The organism is Variovorax soli (assembly GCF_031454625.1).
Taxonomy (GTDB): Bacteria; Pseudomonadota; Gammaproteobacteria; order Burkholderiales; family Burkholderiaceae_C; genus Variovorax; species Variovorax soli_A.
In genome coordinates this window covers 436,290-452,598 of the sequence record NZ_JAVDRF010000004.1, presented here as the reverse complement: position 1 = coordinate 452,598, position 16,309 = coordinate 436,290, and the positions used below count along the sequence as shown (strand labels likewise).

At 66.5% G+C, this 16,309-nt stretch carries 14 protein-coding genes; 6 read left to right on the top strand and 8 right to left on the bottom strand.

From position 1 onward, the window contains the following. Nucleotides 1-19: 19 nt before the first annotated feature. The 3 genes from J2739_RS12140 to J2739_RS12130 all read right to left on the bottom strand — a co-directional run bounded on the left by J2739_RS12140 (nt 20) and on the right by J2739_RS12130 (nt 4,755). On the bottom strand, nt 20-763 hold the full coding sequence (locus J2739_RS12140; RefSeq protein ID WP_309901868.1) for an EAL domain-containing protein: 744 nt from the start codon (nt 761-763) through the stop codon (nt 20-22). Next, nucleotides 760-3,540, bottom strand: coding sequence for a sensor domain-containing diguanylate cyclase (locus J2739_RS12135; protein WP_309901866.1), 2,781 nt, complete (start codon nt 3,538-3,540; stop codon nt 760-762). The genes J2739_RS12140 and J2739_RS12135 overlap by 4 nt, the downstream gene beginning before the upstream one ends. Nucleotides 3,541-3,759: 219 nt before the next feature. Then, on the bottom strand, nt 3,760-4,755 hold the full coding sequence (locus tag J2739_RS12130; RefSeq protein ID WP_309901864.1) for an SLAC1 anion channel family protein: 996 nt from the start codon (nt 4,753-4,755) through the stop codon (nt 3,760-3,762). 109 nt (nt 4,756-4,864) lie between these two features. On the opposite strand from J2739_RS12130, the gene J2739_RS12125 reads away from it, so the two are divergent. Continuing rightward, nucleotides 4,865-5,818, top strand: a complete 954-nt coding sequence (locus tag J2739_RS12125) for a GlxA family transcriptional regulator (RefSeq protein ID WP_309901862.1) — start codon at nt 4,865-4,867, stop codon at nt 5,816-5,818. Between the two features lie 133 nt (nt 5,819-5,951). On the opposite strand, the gene J2739_RS12120 is transcribed toward J2739_RS12125, so the two are convergent. After that, nucleotides 5,952-6,725 carry a class I SAM-dependent methyltransferase gene (locus J2739_RS12120; protein ID WP_309901861.1) on the bottom strand — a complete coding sequence of 258 codons (774 nt, stop codon included), beginning with the start codon at nt 6,723-6,725 and terminating at the stop codon, nt 5,952-5,954. 217 nt (nt 6,726-6,942) lie between these two features. Between J2739_RS12120 and J2739_RS12115 the strand changes: the two genes are divergently transcribed. After that, complete coding sequence (locus tag J2739_RS12115) at nt 6,943-7,416, top strand: VOC family protein (RefSeq protein ID WP_309902135.1); 474 nt, start codon at nt 6,943-6,945, stop codon at nt 7,414-7,416. Nucleotides 7,417-7,500: 84 nt separating this feature from the next. Here J2739_RS12115 and J2739_RS12110 read toward each other — a convergent pair whose 3' ends face one another. Together J2739_RS12110 and J2739_RS12105 are read right to left on the bottom strand one after the other, a co-directional pair. Then, nucleotides 7,501-8,565, bottom strand: a complete 1,065-nt coding sequence (locus J2739_RS12110) for an extracellular catalytic domain type 1 short-chain-length polyhydroxyalkanoate depolymerase (RefSeq protein ID WP_309901859.1) — start codon at nt 8,563-8,565, stop codon at nt 7,501-7,503. Nucleotides 8,566-8,579: 14 nt separating this feature from the next. Then, a complete protein-coding gene (locus J2739_RS12105; protein WP_309901857.1) occupies nt 8,580-9,008 on the bottom strand; it encodes a CopG family transcriptional regulator in 429 nt (142 codons plus the stop codon). 195 nt (nt 9,009-9,203) lie between these two features. On the opposite strand from J2739_RS12105, the gene J2739_RS12100 reads away from it, so the two are divergent. From J2739_RS12100 to J2739_RS12090, 3 genes are all read left to right on the top strand, one after another. Next, nucleotides 9,204-10,256, top strand: coding sequence for a glucose 1-dehydrogenase (locus J2739_RS12100; protein WP_309901855.1), 1,053 nt, complete (start codon nt 9,204-9,206; stop codon nt 10,254-10,256). An 8-nt stretch (nt 10,257-10,264) separates the two neighbouring features. Next, nucleotides 10,265-12,079, top strand: coding sequence for a glycoside hydrolase family 15 protein (locus J2739_RS12095; RefSeq protein WP_309902133.1), 1,815 nt, complete (start codon nt 10,265-10,267; stop codon nt 12,077-12,079). 164 nt (nt 12,080-12,243) lie between these two features. Next, nucleotides 12,244-12,585 (top strand): copper-binding protein, encoded by a 342-nt coding sequence (locus tag J2739_RS12090; protein WP_309901853.1) that lies wholly within the window; start codon nt 12,244-12,246, stop codon nt 12,583-12,585. Nucleotides 12,586-12,723: 138 nt separating this feature from the next. Here J2739_RS12090 and J2739_RS12085 read toward each other — a convergent pair whose 3' ends face one another. Both J2739_RS12085 and J2739_RS12080 read right to left on the bottom strand, forming a co-directional pair. Continuing rightward, nucleotides 12,724-13,467: an enoyl-CoA hydratase/isomerase family protein gene (locus J2739_RS12085; protein ID WP_309901851.1), complete on the bottom strand. Its 744-nt coding sequence runs from the start codon at nt 13,465-13,467 to the stop codon at nt 12,724-12,726. Next, entirely contained in the window at nt 13,464-14,684 is a 1,221-nt protein-coding gene (locus J2739_RS12080) for a CaiB/BaiF CoA transferase family protein (RefSeq protein ID WP_309901849.1), read from the bottom strand. The genes J2739_RS12085 and J2739_RS12080 overlap by 4 nt, the downstream gene beginning before the upstream one ends. Nucleotides 14,685-14,777: 93 nt before the next feature. Between J2739_RS12080 and betC the strand changes: the two genes are divergently transcribed. Continuing rightward, nucleotides 14,778-16,301: a choline-sulfatase gene (gene betC, locus J2739_RS12075; RefSeq protein ID WP_309901847.1), complete on the top strand. Its 1,524-nt coding sequence runs from the start codon at nt 14,778-14,780 to the stop codon at nt 16,299-16,301. Nucleotides 16,302-16,309: the final 8 nt, after the last annotated feature.

Sequence of the window (16,309 nt, the reverse complement as noted above, 5' to 3'; positions counted from 1 at the left end):
GCCAGGTCACCGATGCGGCTCAGGCCGTGTCCCAGGCCACCGATGGCAGCACGGCGATGCCCGGACGCGCGAACAGGAAGCCCTGGAACAGGCTCACGCCGAGCCTACGCAGCGCATCGACCTCTTCCACGGTTTCCACGCCTTCTGCCACCACACGGATGCGTAGCTCGTCGCAGATCGCCACGAAGCCCTTCACGATCGCGAAGCGCACGCTGCTGCGATGGACGTCGCGAACGAAGCTCATGTCGATCTTGACGATGTCAGGCTGGAAGGCGGCCAGCAGTTCGAAGCCGGCATAGGCAGCGCCGAAGTCGTCGATCGCGGAGGTGAACCTGAAGTGCTGGAAGGCGTCGAAGGTCGTGGCCAGTGCGGCCAGGTCGGTGACGGGTTCGCCCTCCGTAAGTTCGAACATGAGGCGATCGACGGGAAAGTTCGCCTGCTCGGCCGCGCGAATGGCCGTATGGAAGCACTCCGCCGGCCCTGCGACGTCGTTGGGCGCGACGTTGAGGCTGAGCCTGGATTGCATGCCCAGCTTCGATGCCATCTCGATCGCCTTCACGCGGCAGGCCTCATGGAAGGCGAAGCGTTGATGCGCCTGCACCCGACCGAGCACTTCGAGTGCGCCTTCCCCGTGAGCGCCCCGAACGAGCGCCTCGTGCGCGAACACCTCCCGCAGCTCGAGGTCCACGATCGGCTGAAACGCGATCGTGAAGGGCGGACCGATGGCAGGCCCGGCGGCATCGATGATGCTTCGGTGTTTCATCGGGCAAGAGACTCTTGGCGCGGCCACGTAACGTCGTGCTGGGTGCCGGATCTCGATGCCGCCATCATGAAGCGGTTTCTTCCGTCCTTCTTGGCTGCGTACAGCGCCGAGTCGGCGGTGGCCATCAAGGATTCGAAATCCTCGTCGTCCTCCTCCGATCGCGCGATGCCGATGCTGGTCGTCACCTGCAAGGTGCGGTTGGAGAGGACGAAGGCAGGGCGCATCGCCGCCAGCACCTTCTCGGCCACCAGTTGCGCTGCACGAGGGCCCGTGCTTGCTTCAAGGAGGATCACGAACTCATCGCCGGCATAGCGTGCCGCCATGTCCGTCTCGCGCACGCACTCCTTCAGGCGGCGGCCGAACTCCTTGAGCACCGCGTCGCCCGCTGCATGACCCAGCGAATCGTTGATCGACTTGAAGTAGTCGATGTCCAGGAACAGGAGGTAGATCGGAATGTCGGATCGCCGGGTCCTGGCCAGGGCTTCGCGTACGCGCTCCTCGAAAGATCGACGGTTCGGCAAGCCGGTAAGCGCATCCTCGCGCGCCAGGGTGTCCAGCTGCATCTGCTTGTGCTTCAAATCTGTGACGTCGTTGGCCAAGACGTACAGCCCGACGACGTCGCCCTGCGCATTCCTCTGCGGCAGATAAGTGGTCTGCAGCGTTCGCTCGCCGACCAGGAGCTTGGCGGTTTGTTCGAAGGACACCACTTCGCCGGCGAAGGCGCGCGCCAGGAGCGGCTTGCGCATCTCGTAGTGCGCCTCGCCGACGGCCTCGCGGATCGGCCGATTCATGATCGAAGCAGGCGGAATGCCGAGCCAACTCTCGTAGCGTCCGTTGCAGAAAATCACCCGTTCGTCGCGATCGAGCTCGGTCAGAAGCGCCGGCACGTTGTCGGTGAGCCCGCGCAGGCGCTGCTCGCTCTCCGCGCTGCGGATCTCGGCGCGCTTGCGTTCCGTCACGTCGAAAGTCATCGCATAGAAGCCCTGCACGACGCCTTGCGGATCGCGATCCGGAATGTAGTGCGACTGGTACCAGTTCTGGCTGGTCCCCGGCGTGCTGTACCCCGTTTTCTCGAAGGTCACTGCTTCCCCCGCGAGCACACGGCGCACATAGGGCTCGACCATCTTGAAATCCTCCGTGCCGCGCACGTCGGCCAGGAGCCGGCCCACCAGCTCGTCATTGCCGTGCAGCGCGCGCACATGGGCGTTGACGAAGGTGTAGCGCAAGGATGCGTCCACATGCGAGACGAGGGCCGGGAGGTTGTCGGTGATGGTGCGGATGCGGGCCTCGCCCGCGGCCCGCTCGCGCTCGGCCACCTTCTGGCGGGTGATGTCGAAGGTCATCACGTAGTAGCCGACCGTCCGGCCGCCGTCGCGGACGTCGGGGACCAGATGGCACTCGTAGAAGCCTTCCTTGCCGTTGCGGTCGTAGGTGCCTTCGCTGCGGGTCGGCGATCCCGTCAGCACCTTGGCAACGTGGGGAACGAGTTGCTCGTAAATCGCGTCCGGCAGGGACTCCTTCATCGTCATGGTGCCGATGTCGGCCCGCGTCCGGCCTCGCATGCTGAGGCCCGCCTTGTTGCCGAAAAGGCAGCGCTGATCGCGGTCGAAATAAGCGACCACGGCCGGCAGGTTGTCCGTCACGTCGCGCAGAAAGCGTTCGCTCGCTGTGAGGCGCTCCTGCGCGATTTGGCGCTCCAGCATGAGCGAGTCGAAGGTGCGTGACAGATCGCCGATCTCGTCCTCGGGAGGCGGCTCCGTCATGGCGACGTAGCTCGAGAGGGCCCGGGAGACCTGCATGTGTTCATGCAGCCGCGTCAAGGGCGCGAGTTGGGAGCGCGTGACCAGGAAGACGAGGCCGCCGGCCAGCAGGGTCAGAAGCAGGGCGCCGGCCCAGGTATAGCGTTCGATCTGCTCGATCTCCGCAAAGGCCTCGTCGCGCGGGTAGATGCAGCCGAGCACCCAGTTGGTCTGGCGGATGCGCTTGAAGGCATAGAGCCCGTCGATGCCGGTGCGGTCCCTGGCTTCGATCGTGCCTTCGAATCCGGCCATGGCGAGTCCGGTCGCCGGATTGCGGCTTCCCTCGGCGTCCGCACGCTGGAGAATGCGTGACTTGACGGGATCGTCGATGACGATGCCGTTGGTGTTCGTGATGAACATGTAGCCGCTCTTGCCGAACTTGACGTTGGCGAGTTGGCCCAGGAAGTTCTGCTCGCTGAGGTTGATCGCGCCGGAGATGACATAGAGCACTTCGCCACGCGCGTCGAGCACCGGCTCCGTCATGGCCACCTGGGCCATGCCGTTGAGGCGATTGCGGTAGGGCTGGGAGATGACGCCTGCCTTGGTCGCGACCGTCTGCCGGAAGTACTCGCGGTCCTTGATGTTGATCGTGCCGGCTCGTAGCCCCGCATTGAGGCCGGCCACCAGGTCCCCGTTCAAGCCGACGACGGTGACGTTGGCGAAGGCATCCTTCAGGGCCGTGTGTTGAACGAGGAAGTCCTGCAGCAGCGCGGTACTTGCAGGGCGGTGCGCCTCCACGCTGTCCCCGAAGGTCTTCAGCAAGGTGCGCCGGCTCAGGAACTTCTGATCCACGGCCTCCGCGATGGCGGAGATTCGCTCGAACTCTTCGTTGGCGATCGCTGCCTGCATGTGGCGCTTCACGAAGTAGATCGCCGTGGTGGTGACGCCCAGCGTGATCAGCAGAATGCTCGCCACCATGCCGATGGACAACCGGGTCCGAAGGCCCAGGCGCGGGAGGCGAAGCATCGGCGAGCGCATGGAGCCTTCGAGCATACTGAACGAAGGTCTTCGGTCCTAGGTGACAAGCCGTTGGAACGGACGCTTGCGTGACGAAATTGCGACGGGAGCAGCGCATTCGCGCAGGGCCGATTCTTGAACGATTACCAAAGTACTCGGTACGTGGTTCTCTCCCTTGTTCGATGCATGGGCCCCGACGCGGCTATCGATGCGGATCGCAAGGAGCTGGCGGCCGAGGACTCATGTGAAGAGCTTCCCGTTGAGCGCGATCCGCGCGGTGCGTACCGTCAGGATCGCCAAGGCCAGGCTCAACGCGCCCAGCAGGGCGGCGGCGAGCACCCAGAGGGGGCCGTTCGCACGGAACTCCGCATACTTCAGCGCCGCATTGACCAGCGCAGCCATCGGAAAGCCGATGGTCCACCAAGCCGGCGAGAACCGGACGCTCCGGCGGAACACCTTGGTCGCGACCACGGCGAACATGAAGAGCGCAAAGTAGAAGAGCAGGGCGCCGAAGCGATCGATACCGCCGACGATATTGCTGTACGCGAGAAAGCCGACGGCGAAGGGCGCCACCAGGATCATCAACGACGGCGTCATGGCAGCCGCCAGCGGATCGTGATGCACCAGCCGGCTGACGATCATGGCAAAGAGCACCAGCGCGAGCACGGCGCCGACGGCACCGGCAAACAGATTCAGTTCCGGCGCCCAGCCCATGGGCATGTGCCCGCCCGTCACGGCGATGTCGAGTGTGGCCACGCCCGGAATCAACCAGGCCGGCAGGGCGTGCGATGCATCCACCCGGCCCTTGAGCAGGCGCGAGACGACGACGAAGCTGAGCGCGAAAGTCGCCACCACGCCCACGGTCCAGATCGCATGCGCGACGGCTGCGCTGTACGGCTCGGCGACCGCGGACAGCAAGAGAATCGAGATGGCGATGGTGCCGAAGAAGTTGCCTGCCACCGGGTGATGGAACTCCGCATGCACGGCCTTCGGATGCCTCGCGAGTTTCGTCAGATAGCCCAGTGCGATGAGCAGGAAGACGGCGAACGCGAACGCCCCGATCGCCTCGCCGACAAGGGCCGGCGCACCAAGGCTGCCGTGAGCCAGGCGCCAGGCAAGGGCGAGCCCCGACAAACCCATGACAGAGCCGAACAGGTTGACCGGCAGGTTTCGTACGGAAGCTTCCTCGGACGGGGAGAAAACCGGGAAGGGCGGATTAATCGACGGCTCTTGCATGGTGGGCACCTCTGGCTGTATTTGCATGTGGTGGCAGTTTCCGCCAAACTTGCGCTGTCGTCTGCGCCGTCGCAAGGCGTTTCCTGCCAATCATTCGGCCTTGTCAGCCATGCGCATCGCCATCCTCGCCTTTCCCCGTGTCCAGCTGCTCGACGTGGTCGGGCCTGCGGATGTCTTCAGCGAAGCATCACGCCAGCTCGGCAAGCCGCGTGCCTACCAGGTGCAGGTGATCGGCACCGAAGCGGGCATGCTCAAGAGCAGCAGCGGTTTGCGTCTTGCCGTCGACGCCACCATTGCGACGCAGCGCGGGGCCATCGACACCTTGCTCGTCGCGGGCAGCCCCGACATCGCGGACATGGCGAGCGACGCGCAGCTGCAAGAATGGCTGCGTCGCCAGTCCCGCAGCGTGCGACGCTACGGGTCGGTGTGCACCGGCGCGTTCGTGTTGGCGGCTACCGGGCTCCTCGACGGCAAGCGGGTCGCGACCCACTGGAATGCCGCCGAGCGCCTCGCGGCGGCCTATCCCCGGGCGTGCGTCGAAGCGGACGCCATCTACGTGAAGGACGGCAAGCTCTTCACTTCCGCGGGGGTCACTGCCGGCATGGACCTCGCACTCGCGATGGTGGAAGAAGACCACGGCCGCGAACTCGCGCTGCGCGTGGCGCGCGAGATGGTGATGTTCCTCAAGCGCCCTGGCGGCCAGAGCCAGTTCAGCGCCCACCTGGCGGCGCAGACGTCGGAGCGTTCCAGCGTGCGCGCGGTCCAGGACCATGTGCTGGCGAACCTGAAAGACGATCTGTCCGTTCCCGTCCTGGCGTCGCGCGCCGGCATGAGCGAAAGGAACTTCGCCCGGATCTTCCGCAGCGAGACCGGGACCACGCCCGCGGAGTTTGTGGAGAAGGCGAGGATCGACGCCGCCCGCCGCTTGGCCGAGGAGTCGGACCTGCCCGCCAAGCGCTTGGCCGATGCGGTCGGCTATGCGAATGTGGACGGCTTCAGGCGCGCCTTCGGCCGGCGTCTCGGAGTGAGCCTCGTGGCGTACCGAAGCCGCTTCGCGCGATGACCCGGCTTGCTCGTGCCGGTGATCTCCATCCCGCCGGCTGCGGCGGCACGATGCGGCCCTCGAGCCTCCCGTGGCCGCCGACCTCCACCACGGGCTGAAAGCGGACGGAGTCCGGCATCCGGCGCGCTGGCGGCTAGCGAACACCGGGCTTGACGGCGCTGTACTCCGAAAAGATGTTGAGCTCCGTGTGCCGCGCCACGGCCTCGAATCCGGCCGCCTGCAGGGCCGCGATGATCTGGGCCGGCGCGATGCAGGCTTCGATCGTGTCCCAGTAATAGCGCCACAGTTCGGCGCTGTCGTGCTGGGGCGCAACGACGCGCGCGATGACGGGGACCAGCGTGCGCATGTACGCCTTGAGCAGGGCAGTGCCGATGCGGCTCTGGGGCCGGGTGATCTCCAGGATGAGCAGGCGCCCGCCCGGGCGCAGCGCGCGATGGAATTCGGCAAAGGAGCAGCCGATATCGGACACGTGCCGGAGTGCGTATCCCATGCTGAGGAAGTCGGCCTCGCCGTCGTCGCATGGCAGTTGCTCCGCCCGACCGACCCTGAGCTGCACCCCGCACAGGGCGACCTGGCTCAGCATGCCGGGACTCGGGTCGACGCCCACGAGGCTGCCTGCCGCGCCGATCAGGGCACACGCTTCGCGCGCCACCAGGCCGGTTCCGATGCCGACGTCGAGGACCTTGTCGCCCGGCCGCAGCCCCGCGCGCTGCAGCGCCATCCTCCGGTACCTGGACCCGGTGCCCAAGGCCAGGACGCGCTCGATGCGGTCGTAGTCGCCGGCCGTCTCGTCGAAGAGGCGCCGCAGGAAGCGCTGGTGCTCGGCTTCGTCCCGGTAGTACGCCGACAACGGCGGGTGAGGCGATTGCACCGAATCGGCCACTTCGGATTCCGGGTTGGCGTTCATTCGCCATGATAGGCATCTTGCACCCGACGGGTGGCCGTCCCATCGAGGCTGCCTGCACTTGAGCGGCTGCAAACGCTCGGCCATACTGTTCCCGCTCGGCGGTCCGCAGTGGCACGCTGAGCGCCGCGCGTCTCGACCCCTCCGGGGTCCGAAACTTCGCACCGTCGAGCGGGACACGCCCGCTAACTTCTCACCGATAGCAAAGGAGCTATTCACGATGGCAAAGAACACAATCTGCCTGTGGTACGAACACAATGCCGAAGAGGCCGCGCGCTTCTACGCCAACACCTTCCCGCAAAGCAGCCTCGGCGCCGTCCACCGTGCGCCGGGCGACTATCCCGACGGCAAGACCGGAGATGCCCTGGTTGTCGAATTCACCGTCGTTGGCATACCCTGCATCGGCCTCAATGGCGGGCCGCAGTTCAAGCACAGCGAGGCCTTCTCATTCCAGATCGCGACCGATGACCAGGAAGAGACCGATCGCTACTGGAACGCGATCGTCGGCAATGGCGGGCAGGAAAGCCAGTGCGGCTGGTGCAAGGACAAATGGGGCGTCAGCTGGCAGATTACCCCGCGTGTGCTGACGGACGCGCTCGCCAAGGGCGGCGAAGCGGCCAAGCGTGCGTTCGCGGCGATGATGCCGATGAAGAAGATCGACGTCGCCGCCATCGAAGCGGCCGTGCGCGGCTGAGCAACCGGGTTCCCGCTCGCCTTTTCGCCGTGGCCCGTGGAGTCACCGCGCGTCTTGCGCGAGCAGCGGATCTTCGCCCGTCCCCTAGTGGCAGGGCTTGTGTGGCTGATCGAAAAAGAATCGCAGCATCTCCGCGGTCGCATCCGGCCCCTGAGCGTCCGTGTAGGAACCCGCGGCGCTCCCCCCGAACCAGGCATGTGCACCTCCGTGCACGATCCAGTGCTCCACGACGACCCGCCCGTCCGCTGCACGATGCACGTGCCGGGTCGACGCTCGATGCGTGCCGCGATGGATCCGCTCGACCTGAATGGCCTGCGCGTCGCCGGCGGCCGCGGTGACGACACGTTCCGCATTCACCGCATTCACCGTCGCATCCGCATCGCCATGAAACACGATGGTCGGGCGCGCGGCAGCCCTTGCCGGCGCGCGCGCACTTCCCGACTTCATCGCCATCAATGCGCCCGGCAAATCCGTGGCGGCGCCGGCTGCGAGACCCGAATGAACCCCGACGGCCGAATAAATCTCCGGGTAGGCCTCTCCCATGATCGCCGCCATCGCGCCGCCTGCCGACAGGCCGGCAATGAAGACGCGGCGGGCATCGACGTCGTGGCGTCGGATCACGTCCTTGGTCATGTCGGCCAGGATGGCGGGTTCTCCGCTGCCGCGCTTCTGATGGCTGTGCTTGAACCAGTTCCAGCAGCCCTGTGGATTCATGCGCCGCGATTGCGCCGGGTACAGGACAAAGAATCCCTGTTCCCTTGCCGCCTCGTTCATCCGGGTGCCTGCGGCGAAGTCGTCGGGATCCTGCGTGCATCCGTGCAGCATCACCACCAGCGGCAGCGCGCGCTCGCCTGCCTGAGGAGGAACGAAGAGCTTGTAGTCGCGGCGGCCGATCGCGTTCGCGAAACTGCCGGCAACGAACGTGCCCGCGCGTTCATCGATCCCTGCGGAGGGTTCGTTGTCGACAGGCGGTGATTGCGCAGGCGAATGGACAACACGCGCCTCGACATCGATCACCTCGCCGGGCGTGGCGGCGGGCGTCGCGATGCCACCGAGTGCAGCCTGGATCGCGGCGGTGGCGGCTTGGAGATCGCCGAGTCGGGTCAGGCGCGTTGCCTCGGCCATCTGCGCAAGGAGAGCGGAATTCATGCGGTGCTTTCGGTTCAGGGTGAGCGGATGCGCCCGGCGAGCGCAGCCTTGACGGCCGCACTGGCGTGCAAGGCGCCGAGCACGGAAATCGATTCGATCGTCGCCAGCGCCAGCGCAGGCGTGACGTCCGGCGCGATCGCGGCGAGTCCGAGGACGCGGATCTGCAGCGTCTGGCCGGCCGCCTTCACGGCCAGCAGGTCTTGCGCGCTGAAGCTCTGGATGCCGAGCACCAGCGACTTTCGCGAGACGACCTGCCGGACGACTTCCGCCTGGGTGGCGAGCTGGTTGCGGATCGCCGTGCGGATGAGGTCCGTGCGGTTGGCATAGAAGCCTTCCTGCACGAGCAGATCGATCTGCCCGAGATCCACGCAGCCGACGTTGATCGTGATCTTTTCGTCGGCAGGCTTCGCGCTGGTCGCGAGCAGATTGCTTTTCTTGGGCATGTAACCATCTTAGCACCATCCAAGTGGATGGAAAGAACGCTTCTCCCTGCCAGCGACGCAGCATCTGCCAAGCCATCTCCACGCCCCGACCGCTCCTTGGGAAACCAGCCCATCCCAAGAAGGCACGCTCACCTACGCCCGGGCCGAGGTGCGGGCCTTCCGATGTCGGCTCCAAGCTCGGAAAGGCGCCCGATCATGCGTGCTCTCACAGTGGAACCCGGCCGTGCCGATTCCGCGCGGCTCGAGAAAGTGCAGGAGCCGCCGCCGGAAGAGGGTTCGGTGCTGGTGCGAACCCTGGGCATCGGCATCTGCGGCACCGACATCGAGATCGTGTCGGGCGCCTACGGTGCCGCGCCGGAGGGGCGGTCGCGGCTGATCCTCGGGCACGAATCGCTCGGCCGCGTCGAGGCCGCTCCGGCGGACTGCGGGATTGCCGCAGGCGATCTCGTGGTCGGCATCGTGCGCCGTCCGGACCCGGAGCCGTGCCGCTACTGTGCAGCCGGCGAGTGGGACATGTGCGCGAACGGCCGCTACGTCGAGCGCGGCATCAAGGGGCTGGACGGCTACGGCAGCGACTATTTCCGCATCGCCCCGGAATTCGCCGTGCCGGTCGACCCGGCTCTGGGCATGGCCGGCGTGCTGTTGGAGCCGGCGAGCATCGTGACCAAGGCCTGGGAGCATGCGGAACGGATCGGGCAACGCTCGGCTGCATGGCGGCCCCGCACCGTCCTTGTCACGGGGGCCGGCCCCATCGGCCTGCTCGCCGCGCTGCTCGGCGTCCAGCGCGGCCTCGAGGTGCATGTGATGGACCGCGCCGAGGCGGGCCCGAAGCCGCAGCTGGTGAAAGACCTCGGCGCCACCTACCACGTCGGCGCGCTGCCCGGGCCCGACGCCTGCCGCCCGGACATGGTGTTCGAATGCACCGGCGCGCCTTCCCTGGTGCTCGATGTCCTCCGCCGCAACGGCGCCCCGGGCATCGTCTGCCTGGCGGGCCTGTCTTCGGGACGGCACGTGCTCAGCCTCGATGTCGCGGCGCTGGACCGCAGCATGGTGCTCGAGAACGATGTGGTTTTCGGCGCGGTCAATGCCAATCGCTCCCACTACGAGAAGGCCGCAGCCGCCCTGGGCGCCGCCGATCGCAGCTGGCTGGACCGCCTGATCAGTCGGCGCGTCGCGCCGGAGCACTGGGCCGACGCCCTGCGCAAGCAGCCGCACGACGTCAAGGTCGTCCTGGACTTCACGCTGTGAGCACTGCGATGGCAGGGCGCATCGAGGACTATGCACTGCTGGGCGACTGCTACAGCGCCGCCCTGGTCGGCAAGGACGGCTCGGTCGACTGGCTGTGCTGGCCGCGCTTCGATGCCGACGCCTGCTTCGCCGCGCTGCTCGGAACGCCCGAACACGGCCGCTGGCTGCTGGCAGCGGCCGATGCATCGGCACGGGTTTCGCGCCGCTATCGCGACGACACGCTGATTCTCGAGACGCGTTTCGAGACCGACGAAGGCGCGGTGGTGGTGATCGACTTCATGCCGCCGCATGGCGATCCGCCGAACCTGATCCGCATCGTCGCGGGCGAGCGCGGCACGGTGCGCATGCGCACCGAGCTCGTGGTGCGCTACGGCTATGGCGCCACCGTGCCCTGGTGCTCCAAGCTCGACCCGCAGACCCTGATGGCCGTGGCCGGGCCCGACATGGTGGTGCTGCGTTCGCCCATGCCGCTGCGCGGCCAGGACCTGCGCAGTGTCGCGGAATTCAGCGTATCGGCGGGCGAGCGGCTTTCGTTCGTGCTCTGCTGGGGCCCCTCGCACCTGCCGCCGCCGGAGGGGACGGACGCCGAGTGCGAGCTCAGCCGCACCGCGAAGTTCTGGACCGATTGGTGCGCGGCGCACCGCGGCGACAGGGGGGCGTGGGACGAAGCGGTGTCGCGCTCGCTGATCACGCTGAAAGCGCTGACCTATGCGCCCACCGGCGGCATCGTCGCCGCGCCGACCACCTCGCTGCCCGAACGCATCGGCGGGGCGCGCAATTGGGACTACCGCTTCTGCTGGCTGCGCGACGCCACCATGACGCTGCTGGCCCTGCTGAACGCGGGCCATCTCGCCGAGGCGAAGGCCTGGCGCGAGTGGCTCGTGCGCGCAGCGGCGGGCGCGCCCTCGCAGACCCAGATCCTGTACGGCATTGCCGGCGAGCGCCGGGCGACCGAGTGGGAAGTCCCATGGCTCCCCGGTTACGAAGGCTCTGCGCCGGTTCGCATCGGCAATGCGGCGCACCGCCAGCTCCAGCTCGATGTCTTTGGCGAAGTGATGGGCGCCTTGCACCAGGCTCGCCTGAACGGCCTGGCCGCAAGTGAAAGTGCCTGGGCGCTGCAGCTGGCACTGCTCGAACATCTCGAACAGATCTGGGAGGAGCCGGACGAGGGCATCTGGGAGGTGCGCGGCCCGCGCCAGCATTTCACCTTCTCGAAGGCAATGGCGTGGGTGGCCTTCGATCGTGGGATCAAGGGCATCGAGGCCTTCGGCCTGAAAGGGCCGCTGGAGCGCTGGTGCACGCTGCGCGAGCGCATCCATGCAGATGTCTGCCGCCATGGCTTCGATGCCGAGCTCGGCAGCTTCGTGCAGGCCTATGGCAGCCGCCAGCTCGACGCCAGTCTGCTGCTGCTGCCGACCCTCGGCTTCCTGCCCGCGTCCGACCCGCGCTTTGCAGGCACCGTCGCGGCCATCGAGCGCCGCCTGCTGACGGAAGGCTTCGTGCTTCGCTACCACACGGGGCAGACGGACGACGGGCTGCCCGCCGGCGAGGGCGCCTTCCTGGCCTGCAGCTTCTGGCTGGCCGACGCCTATGCGCTGATGGGCCGCACCGAAGAGGCGCGCAAGCTGTTCGAGCGCCTGCTGGCGTTGCGCAACGACGTCGGCCTGCTGGCCGAGGAGTACGACCCGGCGGCGCGGCGCCAGATCGGCAACTTTCCGCAAGCCTTCTCCCACATCTCGCTGCTCAACACCGCACACAACCTCGGGCCCGCCGCGAAGCCGCCGGAACCGCGCGCTGGTGGGCGTTCCGACGCTGCAGACTGAACACCCTCCATGTGCTCACGACTCGGCATCGGGCGCACCGAAAAAGCGGAAGTTCTTCGGCATCTGGCGCGCGGAGCCCTCGCGATCGCCGCGCGCCGCACCGCCGTGCTCGTACAGTGCAGAATGCGAGCGGTTGGAGCCGACCCATACCCGAGGAGTCCGCGATGTCGAAGTCGTTGTGCAGAGTTGTCGTTGCAGTGACGAGTGCCTGGGTGATGAACGGGGCCGCAGCACAGGCCGAAGAGCCGCCGCCGGTCATGACGCGGGCGCGGCTCGCGTCCTCCTACGAAGAGCCTGGCGGCAAGCTCTACGTGCGATTGAAGCTGCTGCCCGGGTCCAAGATTCCATTCACGACGCAAACCTTCAGGCTGTCGGACCGCTCGCTGTTGACTGGCATTCCCGAAGGTTCGTCGGTCAAGTTCACCGCGAGGCAGATCGATGGCGAGAATACGCTGACGTCCATCCATGCTGTTGCGGAGTGCAGGCGCTTTCAGCCATGCGAATGAACGACGCCGCAGCAGCGTTCTGAACGGATCACGCCCGCGGCGTCGGCGCAGTCTCTCCCTGCAATCCCATCGGCGAGACGCAGGTGCTTCCGGATCGCGGAGTCCACCCTGCGTGCAGGTGCGAAGGTATCTCGCAGCTCAGTTCTTTCCCTGGCTCAGCGCGGCCAGGCGTTCCGCCGTCTCGGACGAACGCAGGGAAGCTTCGTAGGCGGCGCGCCCCGCCGGCTCCGACCAGGTTCCGAGCGCCAGCTCGTCGATGTGCCGCTTCATCGATCTCACGGCCGTGCGCTCGCATTCCAGGATCGAAGCGACATAGTCCTGTACCTTGGCGCTCAGCCCATCGGGCTCGACCAGGTCCGTCAGGTAGCCGATGCGCAGAAGCTCTTCGGCATCGAGGTTCTGCGCCGTCAGGAAGATCTTCTTCGCCGCCGTCGGTCCGAGCCGCGTGACGAAGCGGCGCAAGCCGCCCGGGTAGTAGTGAAGGCCGAACCTGGCCGCGGGCATGAAGAGGCGGCTTCCCCGCACGCCGATGCGGAAATCGCAGCTCATGGCCAGGTCGGTCCCACCGCCGTAGACGCTTCCGTTCATCGCGCAGATGGTGGGAATCTCGAGCTGCTCGATGCGGTCCAGCATGTCCTCGAAGCTGCGGTCTTCGAGGCGGGAACTGATCTGGCCCAGCGTGTAGCCCGAGCAGAAGGTCTTCTGGCCGGTGCCGGTGATCACGAGGACGGCGACGTCCGGCGTTCTGCCGATGTCTTCGAGATGGCGCGCGATGACGCCGGGGTCGTCCGCGTCGATGCGGTTGTGTTGTTCCGGCCGACGCAAGGTGATGGTCGCGACGGCGCCTTCGATGCGCAGAAGGGGCGTGCCAGAAAGCATCATGCCGCAGCCCCTGCGCTCGCCTGCGCGATGGCGCCCTCGGCCGCGAGTGCGTCGATCTCGTGTTGGCTGTAGCCGTATTCACGCAGGACCTCGAAGGTGTGCTGTCCCAGGAGAGGAGGCGCCTTGCGGATCGAGACGCCGTCCATCGCCTCCAGCCTGACCGGTGAGCCGACCTGGCGCAGCGTGCCCAGCTCCGGATGCTCGATCTCTTCGACGAAGCCGTTGTGCTGCACCTGTGCGTCATTGAAGACGTCCGCCAGGTTGTTGATCGGCCCGGCAGGAATGTCCGCCTCGATGAGAACCCGCGTCCAGGCCTCCCGGGTGCCGGTCTTCAGCCGCTCTTCGATGAGGTCCTTCAGTTCATCGCGGCGTTCGATCCTCGCCGCGTTGGTGGCGAAGCGCGGGTCCTCGACCAGATGACCGAGCCCCAGCAGCGCGCACAGCTTCTGCCACATCTCCGTCGTCGCCGGTGCGATGTTCAAGGGACCATCGGCCGCCTGGAACACGCCGTAGGGGGAAATCACCGGATGCGTGTTGCCGGACAGCTTCGGCACCTCGCCCAGGCTCAGGTAGCGCTGCCCCTGCACGCTGAGCAGGCCGATCAACCCGCCGAGCAGCGAGGTTTCCACGCGCTGGCCTCGGCCGGTGCGCTGGCGCTCGTTGAGCGCAGCGAGCACGCCGATGGCGCACCACATGCCGGCGGTCTGGTCGCCGATGGCCACGCCGACCCGCAGAGGGCCGGACGCCTCGGAGCCGGTGACGCTCATCAGGCCCGAGTAGCCCTGCGCGATCTGGTCGAAGCCGGGCCGCTGTCCTGCCGGACCGGTGCGGCCGAAGCCGGTGATGCCCGCATAGATCAAGCGCGGATTTTGTTCGCGCAGCATTTCGTAGTCCAGGCCCATCGATTCCATCGCACCGGGCCGGAAGTTCTCGGCGATCACGTCGCACGCGCGCGCCATTTCGCGCAGAAGCTCCACGGCACGCGGGTCGCGGAAATTGATGGCGATGCCTCGCTTGTTGCGGTTGCCGCTCAGGTAATAAGCGCTGGTGCCCCGGTCGAAGGGCCCCCAGTTCCGGATCATGTCGCCCCCCAAGGGCTCGACCTTGATGACGTCCGCGCCCATGTCCGCGAGGATCATGGTGCAGAAGGGGCCGGCCAGTGCGCGGGTCAGATCGAGCACGCGGACGCCCGCCAGCGGAAGTTCTGCAGTGGCCATGTAAGTCTCCAAAAAAGTCTCAAAAAAAAGCTTGTACTTCAACGCCATCAACTCTATATTGCATACAACGATTATGCAATCCTGGAGACACCGATGAAGAAACCCAACATCCTTTTGATCATGGCGGACCAGCTCTCCGCCCCCGTCCTTCCCTTCCACGGCAACACGGCCGTCAAGGCCCCGAACCTGCAGGCGCTGGCCGGGCAATCGACGGTTTTCGACAACGCCTACTGCAACTTCCCCTTGTGCGCGCCCGCACGCTTCTCCTTGCTGGCCGGGCAGTTCGCCACCCGCATCGGCGCCTTCGACAACGCGTGCGAATTCGAAGCTTCCACGCCGACGCTCCCGTACTACCTCGGGCATGCGGGCTACAAGACCATCCTCAGCGGGAAGATGCACTTCGTCGGACCCGACCAGAAGCATGGGTTCCAGGAACGGCTCACGACCGACATCTATCCAGCTGATTTCGGATGGGCGGCCGACTGGAAGGAGGGCGAGTTCAGCTTCTATTCGCCCGGTCACAACTTGAGCACCGTCGACGAGAGCGGCGAGTGCTTCCGCAGCCTGCAGCTGGACTACGACGAAGAGGTCGAAGCCAAGTCCATCCAGCGCCTGTACGACCTCGCGCGCGATGGCGAGCAGCCTTTCTTCATGTGCGTGTCGTACACGCACCCGCACCCGCCCTTTCACATCCTTCCGGAGTACCTCGCCCGCTACAAGCGCGAGGAGATCAACCTGCCCACGGTCGGCGACATCCCCATGGAGGAGCGCGACATGCTCAGCCGCTGGATCCAGTACTCGCATGGGCTGGACAAGCAGACCGCCAGCGACGAGCAGATCCTGCGGGCCCGCCACGCCTACTACGCCATGGTCAGCTATATCGACGACAAGGTGGGCAAGCTGCTGGAGACGCTCCAGCGCACGGGCTTCGACGAGAACACGATCGTGATGTTCACCTCGGACCACGGCGACATGCTGGGCGAGCGCGGCATGTGGTTCAAGCGCGTGTTCTTCGACTGGTCGGCCAAGGTGCCGCTGCTGATCAGGCGCCCCGGTTCCGCCGCCGGCCGTCGCATCGCCGAGCCGGTGTCGCACGTCGACATCCTGCCGACCCTGCTGGACTTCGCCACCGGCGACAAGAAGCAGGCATGGGTGGAGCCGGTGGATGGCAGGTCATTGAAGCCGCTGGTGGAAGGGGCGGCGGAGCGCGACGACGCCACGGCCTTCGTCGAATACACGGCGGAAGGCGTGACCGGTCCCTGCTGCATGCTGCGCAAGGGACGGTACAAGTACGTCTACACGCACGGCTACCCGGACCAGCTGTACGACATGGCTTCGGACCCCAACGAACTGCGCAACCTCGCGTCCGAGCTGCCCGAGGTCCTCGCCGGGCTGAAGGCCGATGTCGAGTCGCGCTGGAACGCGGAAGACATCAAGGCGCGCGTGCTCGCCAGCCAGGCTCGCCGGCTCTTCATCAACGACTTGCCCGATGCATTGCAGCCGGTGTGGGACTACCAGGCCAGCGTGGACGACACCAAGCGCTTCGTCAGGCGCGGCAGCGCGCGCGTCATCAAGGTGAAGAAGCGCTGGCCCGTGGTGGCGGACATCAAGCGCTGAAACCCCGG

Excerpts from the sequence above, each read along its gene's own strand:
- J2739_RS12110 (WP_309901859.1), bottom strand. The coding sequence starts at position 8,565 with ATGAATTCCGCTCTCCTTGCGCAGATGGCCGAGGCAACGCGCCTGACC.
- J2739_RS12080 (WP_309901849.1), bottom strand. The coding sequence starts at position 14,684 with ATGGCCACTGCAGAACTTCCGCTGGCGGGCGTCCGCGTGCTCGATCTG.
- J2739_RS12140 (WP_309901868.1), bottom strand. The coding sequence starts at position 763 with ATGAAACACCGAAGCATCATCGATGCCGCCGGGCCTGCCATCGGTCCG.
- betC (WP_309901847.1), top strand. The coding sequence starts at position 14,778 with ATGAAGAAACCCAACATCCTTTTGATCATGGCGGACCAGCTCTCCGCC.
- J2739_RS12095 (WP_309902133.1), top strand. The coding sequence starts at position 10,265 with ATGGCAGGGCGCATCGAGGACTATGCACTGCTGGGCGACTGCTACAGC.
- J2739_RS12090 (WP_309901853.1), top strand. The coding sequence starts at position 12,244 with ATGTCGAAGTCGTTGTGCAGAGTTGTCGTTGCAGTGACGAGTGCCTGG.
- J2739_RS12125 (WP_309901862.1), top strand. The coding sequence starts at position 4,865 with ATGCGCATCGCCATCCTCGCCTTTCCCCGTGTCCAGCTGCTCGACGTG.
- J2739_RS12085 (WP_309901851.1), bottom strand. The coding sequence starts at position 13,467 with ATGATGCTTTCTGGCACGCCCCTTCTGCGCATCGAAGGCGCCGTCGCG.
- J2739_RS12115 (WP_309902135.1), top strand. The coding sequence starts at position 6,943 with ATGGCAAAGAACACAATCTGCCTGTGGTACGAACACAATGCCGAAGAG.
- J2739_RS12100 (WP_309901855.1), top strand. The coding sequence starts at position 9,204 with ATGCGTGCTCTCACAGTGGAACCCGGCCGTGCCGATTCCGCGCGGCTC.
- J2739_RS12105 (WP_309901857.1), bottom strand. The coding sequence starts at position 9,008 with ATGCCCAAGAAAAGCAATCTGCTCGCGACCAGCGCGAAGCCTGCCGAC.
- J2739_RS12130 (WP_309901864.1), bottom strand. The coding sequence starts at position 4,755 with ATGCAAGAGCCGTCGATTAATCCGCCCTTCCCGGTTTTCTCCCCGTCC.
- J2739_RS12120 (WP_309901861.1), bottom strand. The coding sequence starts at position 6,725 with ATGAACGCCAACCCGGAATCCGAAGTGGCCGATTCGGTGCAATCGCCT.
- J2739_RS12135 (WP_309901866.1), bottom strand. The coding sequence starts at position 3,540 with ATGCGCTCGCCGATGCTTCGCCTCCCGCGCCTGGGCCTTCGGACCCGG.